This is a genomic window from uncultured Brachyspira sp., from assembly GCF_910588665.1.
Taxonomy (GTDB): domain Bacteria; phylum Spirochaetota; class Brachyspiria; order Brachyspirales; family Brachyspiraceae; genus Brachyspira.
In genome coordinates this window covers 65,294-81,882 of record NZ_CAJUPR010000001.1, presented here as the reverse complement: position 1 = coordinate 81,882, position 16,589 = coordinate 65,294, and the positions used below count along the sequence as shown (strand labels likewise).

Sequence of the window (16,589 nt, the reverse complement as noted above, 5' to 3'; positions counted from 1 at the left end):
ATTTATTTATATGTTAATTTACAATATATTTTGGAGAATACATGAATAATAAAAAAAACAAAAATAATAGAAGACATAATATGCCTCATTCTGGCGGAGGCGGCGGAAATCAAATTATAATAATACTGCTTCTTACAATGGTGGTGGTAATGGCTATAATGTACTTTCAAAAAACACCGCAGATAAAAGCTCATGAATGGGATTATTCTACAGTAGTTCAGAAAGTTAAAGAAGGCGTTGTTAAAGAAGTAACTATAGTAGATCAAAACATAAGAAACGGCAAAGCCATAGAAACTGTAAACGGTAAAATAACTGAAATAAATTTTTATTCATTCATACCATTTACTGCAGTCGGATTTGTTAATTTGCTTATAGATAATAATGTAAAAGTAAGAGGAGAGGCTGAAAAACCCAGTTATTTAAGTTTAATACTAGTTAATCTGCTTCCTATACTTTTTATTGGTTTTTTACTATGGTTTTTTATGTTCAGGCAGGTTCAGGGCTCTAATAACAGGGCTATGAGTTTCGGAAAAAGCAGAGCAAGACTTTTAACTAAAGAAGATGTAAAAGTAACTTTTAAAGATGTTGAAGGATGTAAAGAAGCTAAGGAAGAGCTGCAGGAAGTTGTGCAGTTTCTAAAAGATGCAAGTAAGTTTACAAAACTGGGCGCTAAAATACCTAAAGGAGTGCTATTGGTAGGTCCTCCCGGAACTGGTAAAACTTTACTTGCTAAGGCGGTTGCAGGTGAAGCCAATGTGCCTTTCTTCAGTATGTCGGGCTCCGAGTTTGTTGAAATGTTTGTCGGTGTCGGTGCATCAAGGGTGAGGGATTTATTTGAACAGGGAAAAAGATCCGCTCCTTGTATAATATTCATAGATGAACTTGATGCTGTGGGAAGAACCAGAGGCGCAGGATACGGAGGCGGTCATGATGAAAGAGAGCAGACTTTAAACCAAATGCTGGTTGAAATGGACGGCTTCAATACAGATACTAGAATTATCATATTTGCTGCTACCAACAGACCAGATGTTCTTGATCCTGCTTTGCTTCGACCAGGAAGATTTGACAGACAGGTTGTTGTTGATTTACCCGATATTAAGGGAAGAGAAGGTATATTTAAAGTGCATGTTTCAAAAATACAGCATGATCCTTCAATAGATTTGTATCATTTAGCCAGAGCCACTCCCGGATTTTCAGGAGCTGATATTGCCAATATGGTTAATGAAGCTGCTTTAATTGCCGCAAGAAATGATAAATCAAAAGTGGAGCTTTCCGACTTTGAAGAAGCGCGCGACAAAGTTATGATGGGACCTGAAAGAAGAAGCATTTTAATAAGCGAAAAGGAAAAATTAAATACGGCTTATCATGAAGCAGGACATACCTTAATGGCTGTACTTCTTCAAAATACTGATGCTTTGCATAAAGTTACAATAGTGCCTAGAGGAAGAAGTTTAGGAGCTACATGGACTCTTCCAGCCGACGGAAGATATACGCTTCAGAGAAAAAAAGCTATTGATGAAATGTCTTTGCTTTTAGGAGGAAGAGTTGCCGAAGAGTTTAAATTCGGAGAGGATTCGGTTACAACAGGAGCTTCTAACGATATAGAAAGAGTTACAGAACTTGCAAGAAGAATGGTATGTGAATGGGGTATGAGCAGACTAGGTCCTATATCATTCGGGCAAAAAGAACAGCCTATATTTTTAGGTAAGGAAATTGCAAGACATAAAGACTACAGCGAAGAAACAGCTCAAAAAATAGATGAAGAAGTGCATAAACTTGTAATGAAAGCCTATGAAAGAACACAAAAATTAATAGCCGAAAATGCTGACAAATTCGAAACCTTATCAAGAGAATTATTTGAAAAAGAATCTCTTGATATAGAGGATATTGAAAGAATATGCGATGTTAAGCTTGATAAAGTAAAAGATAAGCTGGTTTATGCAGGCAAAGATCCTAAAAGAGGCACCGATGAACTTGAGGATCCGTCCGATTATCAGGAAAATGAAGTAAAAAGTATAAAAGAAGAAGTTTTTAATACACCTATTAAGCCTTTAAAAAAATCAGAAAATATAAAGGAAGATGAAGTAAAAACGGCAAAGAAAAATACCGCTTCAAAAAAGACATCGGCTTCTTCAGGCAGAAAGAAAAAAACAACTGAAGAATAATTTTTTTAATATACAAGCTGCGTTATATTTTTATATGCCGCAGCTTTAAATAAGCCTAATTATTTTTTGATATCATTAAAGCATTTAAATCCATGCAAAGACTCTGCGCTTTTTACCGCATTATTAATAGCTTTTCCCATAACTACAGCGGCAATAGTTCCAACAGCATCTAAATTAGCATTAATATCACCCGTACTCATAGCATAAATACTATCGCCGTCTAATGTGGTATGAACTGGCTTTATAGTTCTTGCAAATCCGTTATGAGCCATAGAAGCTATTTTACACATCTGAGATTTCGTAAACTTAGCATTAGTTATAACAGCACCTATTGTTGTATTTTCTGTATTTGAAGCGAAAGATAAATTACTGTTTTGAGTCATTTTTATAAGCTCTTCTTCTGAACTTCTAAAGCCGTCTTTATTTTTATTAAGAAGTCCAGCTATCATTTTACCGCTGTCATAATCATATATATCTCCGAAAGCATTAACTGAAACCACAGCGCCTACTTTAACATCTCCGATTTGAACGGCATAAAATCCAAGTCCTGATTTCACAGCATAATCAGCGCCTAATATTTTACCTATAACAGCACCTGTACCAGCTCCGTAATTTCCCATTTTAAGATTATTATTCTCTGAATTAATACAAGCCTCATATCCCATATTTATATCTGGTCTTACTTTATAATCTCCGATACGCAAATCAAATATAGAAGACTGGCATACTAAAGGCACCTTTGTAATGCCTGCATCAAAACCTATATTTCTCTCCTCCAGATATTTCATTACACCGCCTGAAGCATCAAGCCCGAAAGCGCTCCCTCCGCTAAGCAAAACTGCATGTATAACTTCGGCACTTGCAAGCGGTTTTGTAAGCTCGCTCTCCCTAGAAGCAGGTCCCCCTCCCCTAACATCTAATCCAGCAGCAGCCCCTCTTTCGCATATTATAACGGTGCAGCCTGTTGCAGCTTCTTTGTTTTCGGCATTACCTATTTTAATATTTTCTATATCTGTTATATTTATCTCTTTCATAATTTTATCCTTTTTATTTATTATATTTATAAAGCAAAATAAAAAGAAATGCAAATATTATTAAACTTTTTATTATAAATAAAAGTGGCGAATGCATAATATTCAAATAAAAAATAGATTTAAGCAACATCAATATTTAAAATTACTGTCTTGTATTATTGCTTATAAAAATTATTTAAATAGTTATATAATCATAATATTAATTATAACCATCGCTTCTTCCAATAGACACGCCAAATATCAGCCCTATAGAAATAGCAGAGAAATTATATTTATTATATATATTATTTCCAAAATTATTATTAACAGCATCGGTTTTGTACTGCATACCGAAATTATACATTATATATCCTCCAAAACCAGCGGCATAATTATTAAATAAATATAAAAATCCCTCGACAGTAAGTTTTATATAGGGCATTACAGGAGCTTTAAATAAATGCCTCATATCATCAACATTCCAATTATGTAAATTAGGTGCAGCTATAACACCTCCGTATTTACTTGAAGCAACAGCAGCATATAGAGGTGCTAATACTCCAGTGCCTAGTCCTACAGATATTTTACTGAAATTTAATTTAACTGAAGCTCCAGCCATTATAGAATAAAATGCCATAAGCTCTGTATATTCTTTATTATTTTGCTTATAATCAGACATCAAAGCATTTATACTAAAACCTATATCTGCAAATAAACTTACTCCTTTAATAATGCTGGTATAATCATCTTCAAACAATTTAAAATAATTTCCCATTTGAAGAAACAGATTTCCTTCAAACCCTAAAGTACCATCAACACTGTCATAAATAGTTTTTTTATAATTATTATTAACCTCTATAGAATTAAATGGAAAAGCAATTCCGAAATGCCCCTGCGTACTTATTTCAAAACCAGCAAAAGCATTATATGCAAAAGTTATGATTAAAATATTTACAAGTAAAAAATATTTTAATATTTTCATAAATATAACTCCCATTTATTATAAACACAATTTTTCTACTATTTTATTTCTATACATATATTATCAGTATAATATCCATTAACTGTAGAATATTTTGATAATTCAAAACATACAATTATAGATTTGCCGTCTGGCAGATTCTTAATTTTCTCATATTGTATATAAAATGTAGCGTCTGGCATTCCTCCTGAAATGATAAGTCTTGTAATTAAACCATCTGATTGAACTCTAATAGGATTATTATAATTTTTAAATAAAAAATACTGATTGATTTCTGTATAACTCATACTATTAGGTTTATATTTTATATACCATCTGATAGGTGCCAAATCTGATTTTAAAGGTATTACCAAATTAAGCACATTATTAACACCAAACAAATCTCCATCAAATACAATATCCTGACTATCTTTCAATACTAAAGCAGAACTTTTTCTATAATTTATAACAAATTTTTTATCTGCATCTTTAGAATTTTTTCTATTTTTTATAGACCAATCAATTAAAACTGCTAATCCTACTATTACAGCAATTCCAACTATAGTTTGAGCAATTAATAAAGCAACACTAGCCATTACACCTTTTGCTATACCTGTTACAATGATCCCTAATGCTTGGAGTATAGGAGTAAATATAACTATTTGAACTTGACTATTATTCAGAATATGATTATTAATTGAATTTAATATAAATAAACTATTCATCATTATATTAAGATTATAATTTTCATCTTTATCTAAATTTGAGTTATATTTATAATTATTTATACCTTTTTCTAATTTTACACCAGATATCAACTCCATTATATTATTCATATAAAATGTTATATCAATATTATTATAATTAACTAAATCTATTTTTACTAAACCTTTTATTATAGTACCATTTTTATGAAAGCTAATTGTTTCAGGAAATATTTTTTTATTTTTATATCTCATTAAAACTGATGTATCATCTTTTGATGTAATAGAAACCAGATATTCATTATTATTTTCTTTTTCCGAAAAGATAACTATATCTTGAATATCTTTAAAAAACATACTAATAATATCTGTTTTATTTTCTACAGAATTATAATTACTATCCAGATATAATAAATTAATATCTTTGACATTATCAAGAACAGATGGACAGTCAGAAATATTCAGGTTTTCTGGAGTATTTGGATAATATACCGTATATTTATGTTTTGTACATGCTGATAAATTAAATAATGTTAAAATAATCATAAAAATGCATATCAATTTCATAAATTACCTTAAAATTAATAATAATAAATTAATATATAAATAAGAATTATAGTTTATTTTTAATAAAAAAAGCTGTCTAACTTCTAACTTAAATTAAGTCAGACAGCCTAATATAAAAATAATAATTAAATTACTTAATAATTTGATCGGCTATACCCAATATTGCCTGAATTTTCGGAGAGAATGCCACTATAGCCCCTGCAAATACAACGCTTATCAAACTCATTAATTTAATAAGAATATTTATTGAAGGTCCTGAAGTATCTTTGAAAGGATCTCCTACAGTATCGCCTATAACTGCAGCCGCATGATTAGGGTTAGTAATTTTTTCTCCTGTTTTTTCATCAATAATTTTTTTACCGCCTAAATTGCCAGCTTCAATATATTTTTTAGCATTATCCCAAGCCCCTCCTGCATTAGACATCATAACCGCCATAGCAAAACCTGCAGTTAATCCTCCGACCAACATACCTATAACGGCAGGCACTCCGAATAAGAAGCCTACAATAACGGGTACAATTATAGCAAGCACGGAAGGAACTATCATCTCTTTTTGAGCGGATTTAGTACAAATTTGAACAGCTTTTTCATAATCGGCTTTTACGCCTTTTTCTCCTGCTAATAAACCTTTAATTTCTCTGAACTGTCTTCTAACCTCCTCTACAACACCAGCAGCTGCGCGTCCTACTGCCTTCATAGTCAAAGCACAGAAGAAAAATACAAGCATAGCACCGATAAATATGCCTATTAATACTTTAGGGTTCATCAAGTGAATATTGAATGCATTCATAAACTCATTCATACCTAAACTGTAAACAACTTTGTCATATAATTCTTTAGCGCTGTTGGCCGTATACTGTACTGTACCTATATTTATAGATGTAAGATTTCCAGAATTAATCATTCTTCCCAAAGCGGTTTTAATTTCTTCTATATAAGCTGCTATTAAAGCCATAGCTGTTAAAGCGGCGGAACATATTGCAAAACCTTTGCCTGTAGCGGCAGTAGTATTTCCTAAAGAGTCTAAAGCATCTGTACGCTCTCTCACACTTTCAGGAAGCCCTGACATTTCAGCATTACCCCCTGCATTATCAGCTATAGGGCCGTAAGCATCTGTAGCTAATGTAATGCCTAAAGTGGATAACATGCCGACTGAAGCTAAAGCAATACCGTATAATCCCTGGGAGAAAGAAGAAATTCCTGAACCGAAACCTCCTGCAAAACCGAATGCCAATATTATAGATATAACAACAGTAACAACAGGTATCAAAGTAGACTGCATACCTACGGCAAGCCCGCCTATAATAACGGTAGCGGGACCTGTTTTAGATTGTTCTGCAACCCATTGAGTAGGCTTATATTCTGCTGCAGTATAGTATTCGGTGAAGAATCCTACAACATTTCCCGCTATAAGACCTACGATTATAGAAACAAATAATCCTAAATTATTTGGAAGAAGAGTTTTTACAAGCAGGAAAGACACAGCTATAATTATAATGCTGCTTACATAAACCCCGACTCTTAAAGATTTTAATAATTCTCCCATAGAAGCACCTTCTTTAGTTTTAACAAAGAATACGCCTATTATAGATGAAAGAGTACCGATAGAAGCAAGTATCATAGGAAGAGAAACTGCAAATATAGGGCTTATATCAGGATTAATATATCCGAAAGCGGCTGAACCTAAACTCATAGCTGCAAGTATTGAACCTGCATAAGATTCATAAAGGTCAGCTCCCATACCAGCAACATCTCCCACATTATCTCCGACATTATCGGCTATAACGGCAGGGTTTCTTGGATCGTCTTCAGGTATTCCAGCCTCAACTTTACCTACCAAATCGGCTCCCACATCTGCTGCTTTAGTAAATATACCTCCGCCGACACGGGCAAATAAGGCTTGGAAAGAAGCTCCTACTCCGAAACTAAGCATTGTAGTTGTAACAAAATGCATTTTAACTGCAGTATATTCCGCAGTTCCTTTAGCTATGCCTGTGGACGCCAAATTAAGAAAGTCAGTACCAAACAGACTGTTATCAAGCCATATATTTAATACTATAAACCATAAAGAAATGTCAAGCAAAGCAAGACCTACAACTGTAAGCCCCATAACAGCACCTGAACGGAAAGCTATAGTTAAGCCTTCATTTAAAGATTTACTTGCGGCATTTGCAGTTCTAGCCGATGCATAAGTAGCGGTTTTCATTCCTAAGAAACCTGATAAAGTTGAGAAAAAACCGCCTGTTAAAAAACCTATAGGAATGAAAGGATTCTGAACTTTTAATGCATAAGAAAGAACAGCAAAAATAATGAAAGCCCCTGCAAAAAAGAAAGCTATAACTTTATACTGCTGTCTAAGATAAGCTATAGCTCCCGAGCGTACATGCGAAGCTATTTCTTTCATAGTTTCATTACCCTCGTCTTGTCTGCGCATCCATTTATAAAAATAGAACGCAAAAAACAATGTTAGTATTGCCGCTGATATAGTAAAAAAGCGGGCATTTTCAGCTAATATTTCATAATTCATACACATACCCTATTTTTTAAATTTTGATAAAAATATTACAGTTTTGCATTATAACATTAGTATATAAATTGTCAATTGATTTTATAAAGTATTTTTGTTTAAAAAACATATATTGAATATTTTTATAATAAAAACTAAAACATAATTTATCCTTAACTCTATTTTTTTAATTCATAATAATATTTTTTGCCCTGAAAAATATCCTGCGATAAAATTCTCTGAGCATTTTCATATTTAAATATTGCAGAATCCTTACTAATATCATTTTCCAATACTAAAGTATCATTACTAACTTTATAAAACTTATGATATGTACTTATTATACCGTCTATTTCATCTTTATATAATAGAGAAATTATACTGTTTTCATAGTTAGTAATAGCAGCATTTAAAGCTATAAACATAGGTATATTTTCAGGCATAAAATTTACAGGTGCTTTATATGCTCCGTTAGTACCGTCCCAAATTAATATAGGTGTCGGAGTATTATCATTTAAAAAATTATTTTTAATATTATCATCTATAGAAGAATTTTCTATTATACTCTTTAAATGCGGATATAAATGATCATGCTTAAATATAATAAGAGCATTAGGAGAATGCTTTAAAATAATATCTCTTGTTTTTAATACTTCAATAGATGTCATAACAGAATTATCAATAGTTTCTATAATTTTAAATTTATCATCATTAGAAAAATAATTAATAAATCGTTTATTATTAGATTCTACATTAAAATCATTAGTTATATGAACTCCTGTATGACCTAAATAAGTAAATCCGTATACAAATATAGGGCTTTTATAATTTATAATATTGGTATTTAAGTATGCATCTATATTTGCAGTTCCTATATTAAATACTATTTCATCAAAATATATAGAAGGCAGAAAAGTTTTTAAATTATATGTATTTGCAGCTTCTTCAAGAGCTATTGATGTATATCCCATATCATGCAGCAAATAAGGCAAAGTATATTTATTTTTAGAGTTCTGCATTTTAGGATTTAACGGACTTGATGCTGTAAGACCTGCAAGTCTTGCATTAAAACTTCCTCCTCCGTCATTTGGTGCTATTTTTCTTGAATTATCTGCCCACTCTCTATATTCTTTTGGAAACGGATCTTTATTAAATAAGTTAGTAAAATGAGAATAATCATAAAAAGATTCCAAAAATATCAAAAATATATCTCTTTTAGAGTTTATATCATTTTGCAATATTATATCAGAATAATTTCTTTCATTTTCAATTTTTTTTAAAATATTAACAGCATTTAGCACATCTTCTTTTGAATGCTTAATATTTGTAATTCTGTCATAATTTATTCTATAATTAATAGTATCTATTATACCATTCCTATTGCTAAAAGATATGAAATCTACTCCCCATATTTCTAAATTTGTACTTCTAAAAAATATTGCGAATGTAAAAATACAAATACTTAATATTATAATTACAGATGTACTTCTTTTCATTTTTATTAAATTATATATAGACAATATTATAAGTAATATTATTATAGAAAAATATATAATAGTGATAATTATAGTTATAATTTTCATATTATTAGACAGCACTGCCAATAAAGACGGATATAAATACGGAATATCTGCGGGAATAAGTATTTTATTTTGAAATGTTAAAGCAAGAGGCTCAATTATAAAAAATGAAAATACATTAATGATTTCAAACAATAAAGTATATAATAACTTTTTATTAAGAAGATTAAATGCCGTCATTAAAAATATATATGATAACAATATATCAGCATAATTATATTTCAATTTTATAACATTGAACTTTTCCAATATTACAGGTATAATAAAATAAATTACAGTATTTATTAAAAGAAATAAAATATAAAACTTATAATTTTTAATTATATTAGGTATTATATAGAAATATAGAATAGGAAAAAAGAAATATTATAGACAGAAATATAATATTCTTTTTTAATTTCAGTTTGTATTGAATATCTATTTTTTCATCATAGTTTAAATCTTTATCAATAATAATTTCTCCAAATGGGGAGCCTTCTATATAGAGAGGTATATATTCATAATCATTATTTTGTAAATTCGGATATACTCCATATATGTCATTATTTCTGAATATTTTACTATAATATTTTATTCGGCAGTAATATTTATCCTCTAATATATTTTCAAATTCTGATAAATAACCTTTCCTTTCAATATTTCCTAATAAAGATAAAGCTGATAAAGTTACGGCTGCAATAAATAGTATAATGATGTATGAATAAGCAAATTTTTTATTATTTTGTGATGGTATTAATTTAGTTGTGTTGGTTGTCATAGATATCCTATTTTAATTCATCTGATATTATATACATTATAATTATATTTGTCAATTATTTTAATATATTTTTACTTCTGAAATCAGAAATAATATTATTGAAAAAAAATGAACTGCTATTATAATGCAGATATTATGAAAATTATTTAAAGTTGGGAGTTATCATTATGAAGATTCTTTTTATAAGACATGGGCAAACCCAATTAAATGCTGATGGAAAATGGCTAGGCTCAACAGATGCGCCATTATGCGAGGCTGGAAAAAAAGTTTTAAAAGACAGAAAAAATATAATAAGCAGTTATAAGCCTGTACAAAAACTGTATTGCAGTCCTATGAAAAGATGCCTGGAAACGGCGGATATATACTTTAATGATATGAAAAAAAATATTGTGCCTAATTTAAAAGAAAGAAGCTTCGGCGATTTTGAAGGCAGAAATCATAATGAATTAAAAGATAATCCATATTATAAAGAATTTTTTAAAACTAATTGGAAAAGCAATGTTCCTAACGGCGAAGAATCTCAGAGTTTCTTTGACAGAACTGAAAATGCATATTTATATATAATAGAAGATATGAAAAATAATAACTTAGATTATACCGCTGTTGTAACGCATGGAGGAGTTATTATGTCGATATTCAGCAAATATGATAAACAAAAACTGGGATTTTATGAATATCTGCTGCAAAACGGATGCGGATATTATACAGAAATAGACGGTAAAAATAATATAACTATTACAGAAAAGTTTTAATTTTACGATGATTATATAATAAACAACTTTTATTGGAATTAATTATTATGAAAATACTTCTAATACTGCCTATATCTTTTCTTTTAAATATATTCGTTAAAAATATTAAATTTAATCCTTTTATTTTTATATCAAGACTGCACTTTATATCTGAAGATCTGTTCAGAAAAAAATTCAGTCATGAAAATAATATACTGTCATTTACAATAGGCACATTATCATCTTTAATAATAATAGCTGCTGGTTTTATAATACCGTTTTTTATTTTAATGCTGCTGTACAAGATACATTTTATTTTAGGTCTTATAATAGAATTAGTATTATCCTATGCGGCATTGGGAATAAGAAAACCTTTAGAAATCAGTTCATATATATATCATAGTCTGCAAAATAATGATATAAAAAAAGCAAAGTATCTTATAAAAGAAAATACTGATATAGATACTGAAGATGCGGAAGAAGAACAAATTATTAAAAATACTATAGAATATACAGCAATAAGTATCGCAGAAGATTATATATATCCTGCTGTATTCCTATTGCTTGGAGGTGCTCCTCTTTGCATAGCCTATAAAACTCTTTATGTTCTTTGCACAAGCTCATCGGATACAGCGTTCATAGATGAAAATAAAAGCAAAGATAATTTCGGAATATTCAATATAAAGTTCTGCTATATATTAAATATAATACCTTCTTTCTTTGCTTCATTTATAAATATCATAGCATCTAAATTTTTTAACTATGAGTTTAAAAATGCTTTTGCGGTACTGCTTAAGTATGGTAAAAATAATAAATCCAGATTGGAGGCAGGCATAGCGGGAGCTTTAAATATAGAGCTTGGAGGCGAATATATAAAAGACGGTGAAATATATTACAGACCTATAGTCGGAGAATATTTAGAAGATTTAGAATATTTTCATATAGAAAAGGCTAATAAACTTATACTGACTTCCGCGGTATTTGCCTTATTTGTTTTAATAATAATAAAGCTTGTTTCTATGCTTATATCTTCAATAATTGCATAGTAAATTACAGGCTTTAAATAATTAAAACAGAGTTGATAACTTAAATTATCAGCTCTGTTTATTATTTTGACATTATTGCAAATGCATGGAGTTGCAATTTTTATATTACCATATTTGTTATAAGTCCTATACTCATAAAACTCATAGCATAAATAGTTTTTCCAAGATTTCTTATTATAAGCATGCATCCGAATGATATTATTTGAAATCCTCCTCCCAAAATGATAACAGTAATATATAAATCAGCCTGCTTAAATACCTCATCTCTTGCACCAAGCAAATACAAAAGTATGTTTTTTAATAAAAATAAAATAACTGTTAATACTATACCTGCTAATACTTAAAGAAATAAAAGTATTTACTTTATCCTTATTAAATCCATGCATATTATTTTCTCCAAGATATGTTGACATTATAACAGAGCCTCCCATACCAAGCATAACAGCTACAGCCGCCTATAGGATAAACTAAATTAATTGCTGTAACCCCTATACACCCATAGAATTGCCTATAAAAAACCGTCTACAACATTTTTACACTTCTTTATAAGAATTTAGTCTAATTTCATACTATTATTATTTATTTGTCAATAGAAAAAGTACGAAATTTTACTTTTTTATTAATCTTGAAATATCTTGTTTTTAATATATATTTAGAATTGCAGGAGAGGCTTAAAACTATTATGATAAAATTTTATTCTCTTATATTAATATTATATATATTATTTTCTTCTTTCACATTTTTTGATGACGGATGCAATATTCAATTTATACCCTACACTTCTATGCCTAATAATATTCAGGAATTTGTAAATATATATTTTAATGAATATGAAGTATATAGTTCATATATCTCTTCAGATTATGCTGTTATTTTTAAGGGAGGCTCATCAATACATTTTAACAGAAAAGGAGAATGGACTTCTGTAATAGGAAACAGAAAAATAATAGAGATTAGTACAGCTCAGAAATTTATAGACAGTAAAATTATAAATATTATAAAAAATAAATATACAAGCATAAATAATATATACAAAAGAAGAAAAGGCTATGAGTTTAGAGTTGATAATAAAGAATATATTTATATAGACTATGACGGAAATATAGTAAAAATAAAAAAAGCTTAAAAAATAATACATTGAAATGTTATATATATTTAATGCTTATAAAAAAACAATATATTTTAAGGCAAAACTATGGATAATATACCATATCAGAAACTTCCTGATAAAGCAAAAGATTTTATAGAAAAATATTTTTATTCATATTATGTATTTAAAATAACATTTTCATCATCATATAATGCAGTATTTAAAGGCGGAAGTTCTATTATTTTTAATATGAAAGGCGAATGGAATGCTGTTATAGGAAACGGAAATAAAATACCTTTTGAAATTATAGAAAAATTCGCAGAAGATAATATTATAGAAAAAGAAATCATAAAAACAATAAAAGACAAATACAGAGACTTCAATATATATAAAGTAGCAAAAAGAAAAAATAAATATGAAATAGAAATTAATAAAAGCATTATCATTATAGATAAAGACGGCAATATAATAAAAACAAAAAATGTATAAAATATATATTGAAATTTGTATTTTTAAGGTTTATTATACTAACATGAAAAACATATTAATAATAATTTTTATATTTAATTCATTTTTATTTGCACAGTATTATTCTTATACCAATATTCCTTCTTTTCAGAAAAAAGAATATTTTGTTCATAAAGGAATATCTCAGAAAAAAAATAATGCATTAATAGTATATACTGAAACTTTAATAGATAATAACGGATACTGGAATATTAAAGAAACATATATAAGAGGTTCTTTAACAAATAAATCAAAAGATCCCTTTCTTCTGGAAGAAGAGATGATGACTAATATCAGAAAATCTCAGATGCATTCCATTATAGATTTGGAAAATATGAGAACAGTTTACAATAAAACCGTAGATTATTATGATTTCGGCAAGATAGAAAATACATTTGATATAAGGAATATTATAAATTACACAAATGAAAACGGAACATTGGCTATATTTTCTATGTACGGAATATATCAGATAGCAAGAACATTTCCGATTGACTGTACAAATCAAATGAATATTATTATGCCTTTCGCTTCCATAAACAGCAAATTAAAGGTATCGGTATTAAATAACGGATTAAAAAAAATAAAAATCAATGATAAAGAAAAAGAATGCTATGAAATGGAGATAAAAATAGAGGGAATGCCTTTTGCTGTATTATTTCCGAAAATAGCCGCATATATTGAAAAAGATGATGAAACTAGAAAAATAATAAAATACAGCACATTATTGGGAATGCTTGACTATATTGATATTTTTCTTATAGAAACTGAAAAATAGGGCATAAAATAAAAAATGAGTAAAAAAATAGGAGACATATAATGAGCGAATTAAAAATTGACTGTATATGCAGAAATATGTATGGAATGAATTCTTATGTAGTATCTGCCGATGATGAGGCTGTTATAATAGACGCCTGCAAATTACCGCAGGGATATGAAAGCTATAAAAAATTATTAGAAGGCAAAAAATTAGTAAAAGTAATATATACGCATGGACATTTTGATCATATATCAGGAGCGGACGACATAAGAAAAGAATTTCCGAATACTAATCATTGCGTTCATAATTTAGATTATGATTTTTTTCAAGACGGCAATTTAAATGTAAGCTCCTATTTGGGAAGTATAATTCAATGTCAAAGTCCCGAAATACAATTTAATGACGGGGATACTTTTAAATTAAAAGATATAGAGTTTAAGGTAATACATACGCCCGGACATACAAGAGGGGGAGTATGTTATTATACTGAAGGACATTTATTCTGCGGCGATACTATATTTGCTTACGGAATAGGAAGAACCGATTTTCCTACAGGAGATTTTTCAGTATTGGAAAATAGCATATCTCAAAAAATATTTGCTCTAGACGATGATACTTTATTGTATCCCGGACATGATGCTTACGGAGTAAAATTATCCAATAGAAAAAAAAATGGGAGTATTTTAACCTTCATATCAAACGCTTTTTTAAATATATTAAAATAATTATGTTAAAGTTCAAATTAAAAAATATAAAAGCATAAAAAAATAAAAAACTTAATTCAATTAAATATATATGATATATTTATCATAAAAAATTTTGGATATTTTTATGTTAAAAGAAATAGAATCTTTTTTACTTTCAAATATATACAATATAAAAAATAAAACATTAGCCGTTGCCTATTCAGGAGGAATAGACTCTCAGGTTATGCTTGATGCCGCATACAAGTTAAAACAAAAATTATTATTTAATCTGATAATAATACATGTAAACTATAACTTAAGAGGAGAAGATTCGATAAATGACGAATTATTTGCACGCAGCATGGCATATAAATACAATGCTGAAATATATGTTAAAGAAATAGAGCATAATAGTTATAAAGGAAAAAATATACAGCTTGAAGCAAGACATGACAGATATAATTTTTTTAAAGAACTTTATAATAAGAATCTATACGATTATTTGCTTATAGCACATAATAAAGATGATTTAACCGAAACTATAATTTACAGAATTATTAAAGGAGCTGGAACTAATGTTTATAAGTGCATGAGAGAGAAAAAAGAATATATATTAAGACCTATGCTCAGTTTCTGCAGGAAAGATATTGAAAAATACGCTGAAAATAATAATCTCTCTTATAGGGAAGATTCTTCAAACAAAAAAAATTATTATGCAAGAAATAAAATAAGAAATTTAATAATACCTATGCTTGAAGATATTAATACAAAGGCAAAGGATAATATTATTTTATTTTCCAAAAGAATATACGAAGAAACCGCTTTATTAAGAAAAAAAACCAATAAGATATACATAAAAAATATATCTGATGACAATAAGTCTCTGAATATAAAAAAAACAGCAGATATAAGCAAAACTTTTATAAAAAAAATTATTATTAAGTTTCTTGCAGAAAACGGCATAGAAATTACCGAAAAAAGGATTTCAGAAATACTGAATATAATAAAATCAAATAAGCCAAATATAAAATTAAGACTTGATAATTTTTATCTGATAAAAGAATATGATTTAATTAATATAAAGCCTAATTCATATACTGAAAAAAGCTGTAATATAGAAATAAATAATTATATAAAAATAGAAAAAGACGGAATATATAATTTTTTAGATAAAACAATTGAAATCAAAACTATTTTAAATAAAAATATTGATTATAAAAATAATATTTATATAAAAGCGGAATATCCCATTATAATAAGAAACAGAAAAGACGGCGATTTTATAAGAGTTTATCCGAATAATAATAAAAAAATTTTAAGGAAAATTTTTATAGATTTGAAAATACCTCTGTATGAAAGAAATAAAATACCTGTAATAACTTCTTCATGCAATGATAAAAACATATCGGCATTATATTTAAAGCCTTACGGTTTTAACAGAATATCAAATGAAGCCGCCGCAGATAAAAAAGACAAATATATATTAGAAATAAATTTTTATGATAATTAATATAAA

The 16,589-nt window shown here is 28.5% G+C and carries 14 protein-coding genes and 1 pseudogene; 8 read left to right on the top strand and 7 right to left on the bottom strand.

The features are described 5' to 3' along the window. Positions 1 to 41: 41 nt before the first annotated feature. A complete protein-coding gene (gene ftsH / locus QZ306_RS00460) occupies positions 42 to 2,165 on the top strand; it encodes an ATP-dependent zinc metalloprotease FtsH (RefSeq protein ID WP_295159550.1) in 2,124 nt (707 codons plus the stop codon). A gap of 59 nt (positions 2,166 to 2,224) precedes the next feature. Here the strand turns inward: ftsH and QZ306_RS00455 are convergent, their stop codons facing one another. From QZ306_RS00455 to QZ306_RS00430, 6 genes are all read right to left on the bottom strand, one after another. Continuing rightward, positions 2,225 to 3,199 carry a P1 family peptidase gene (locus QZ306_RS00455; RefSeq protein ID WP_295159548.1) on the bottom strand — a complete coding sequence of 325 codons (975 nt, stop codon included), beginning with the start codon at positions 3,197 to 3,199 and terminating at the stop codon, positions 2,225 to 2,227. Positions 3,200 to 3,398: 199 nt separating this feature from the next. Further along, positions 3,399 to 4,160 (bottom strand): hypothetical protein, encoded by a 762-nt coding sequence (locus tag QZ306_RS00450; protein WP_295159545.1) that lies wholly within the window; start codon positions 4,158 to 4,160, stop codon positions 3,399 to 3,401. A 38-nt stretch (positions 4,161 to 4,198) separates the two neighbouring features. Next, positions 4,199 to 5,410 carry a colicin lysis protein gene (locus QZ306_RS00445; RefSeq protein WP_295159542.1) on the bottom strand — a complete coding sequence of 404 codons (1,212 nt, stop codon included), beginning with the start codon at positions 5,408 to 5,410 and terminating at the stop codon, positions 4,199 to 4,201. 130 nt (positions 5,411 to 5,540) lie between these two features. Further along, on the bottom strand, positions 5,541 to 7,937 hold the full coding sequence (locus tag QZ306_RS00440; protein WP_295159539.1) for a sodium-translocating pyrophosphatase: 2,397 nt from the start codon (positions 7,935 to 7,937) through the stop codon (positions 5,541 to 5,543). A 158-nt stretch (positions 7,938 to 8,095) separates the two neighbouring features. Beyond that, positions 8,096 to 9,721 carry a hypothetical protein gene (locus QZ306_RS00435; RefSeq protein WP_295159538.1) on the bottom strand — a complete coding sequence of 542 codons (1,626 nt, stop codon included), beginning with the start codon at positions 9,719 to 9,721 and terminating at the stop codon, positions 8,096 to 8,098. A 100-nt stretch (positions 9,722 to 9,821) separates the two neighbouring features. Further along, the gene (locus QZ306_RS00430) at positions 9,822 to 10,253 is read right to left on the bottom strand and encodes a hypothetical protein (protein WP_295159535.1); all 432 of its coding nucleotides are present in this window, start codon (positions 10,251 to 10,253) and stop codon (positions 9,822 to 9,824) included. A 167-nt stretch (positions 10,254 to 10,420) separates the two neighbouring features. On the opposite strand from QZ306_RS00430, the gene QZ306_RS00425 reads away from it, so the two are divergent. Both QZ306_RS00425 and QZ306_RS00420 read left to right on the top strand, forming a co-directional pair. Beyond that, positions 10,421 to 11,005 carry a histidine phosphatase family protein gene (locus QZ306_RS00425; protein WP_295159533.1) on the top strand — a complete coding sequence of 195 codons (585 nt, stop codon included), beginning with the start codon at positions 10,421 to 10,423 and terminating at the stop codon, positions 11,003 to 11,005. Positions 11,006 to 11,052: 47 nt separating this feature from the next. Beyond that, positions 11,053 to 12,030, top strand: coding sequence for a cobalamin biosynthesis protein (locus QZ306_RS00420; RefSeq protein ID WP_295159531.1), 978 nt, complete (start codon positions 11,053 to 11,055; stop codon positions 12,028 to 12,030). A gap of 103 nt (positions 12,031 to 12,133) precedes the next feature. Here QZ306_RS00420 and QZ306_RS10625 read toward each other — a convergent pair. Further along, positions 12,134 to 12,548 (bottom strand): annotated as a pseudogene (locus QZ306_RS10625) (MATE family efflux transporter); the annotation flags it as partial. 164 nt (positions 12,549 to 12,712) lie between these two features. Here QZ306_RS10625 and QZ306_RS00405 point away from each other — a divergent pair. The 5 genes from QZ306_RS00405 to tilS all read left to right on the top strand — a co-directional run bounded on the left by QZ306_RS00405 (position 12,713) and on the right by tilS (position 16,583). Further along, positions 12,713 to 13,156: a PepSY-like domain-containing protein gene (locus QZ306_RS00405; RefSeq protein WP_295159524.1), complete on the top strand. Its 444-nt coding sequence runs from the start codon at positions 12,713 to 12,715 to the stop codon at positions 13,154 to 13,156. 69 nt (positions 13,157 to 13,225) lie between these two features. Continuing rightward, positions 13,226 to 13,609, top strand: a complete 384-nt coding sequence (locus QZ306_RS00400) for a PepSY-like domain-containing protein (protein ID WP_295159522.1) — start codon at positions 13,226 to 13,228, stop codon at positions 13,607 to 13,609. A gap of 43 nt (positions 13,610 to 13,652) precedes the next feature. After that, positions 13,653 to 14,405, top strand: a complete 753-nt coding sequence (locus QZ306_RS00395) for a hypothetical protein (protein WP_295159519.1) — start codon at positions 13,653 to 13,655, stop codon at positions 14,403 to 14,405. Positions 14,406 to 14,446: 41 nt separating this feature from the next. Then, positions 14,447 to 15,112: an MBL fold metallo-hydrolase gene (locus QZ306_RS00390; RefSeq protein ID WP_295159516.1), complete on the top strand. Its 666-nt coding sequence runs from the start codon at positions 14,447 to 14,449 to the stop codon at positions 15,110 to 15,112. Positions 15,113 to 15,218: 106 nt separating this feature from the next. Then, positions 15,219 to 16,583 (top strand): tRNA lysidine(34) synthetase TilS, encoded by a 1,365-nt coding sequence (gene tilS / locus QZ306_RS00385; protein ID WP_295159513.1) that lies wholly within the window; start codon positions 15,219 to 15,221, stop codon positions 16,581 to 16,583. The last annotated feature ends 6 nt before the right edge of the window (positions 16,584 to 16,589 follow it).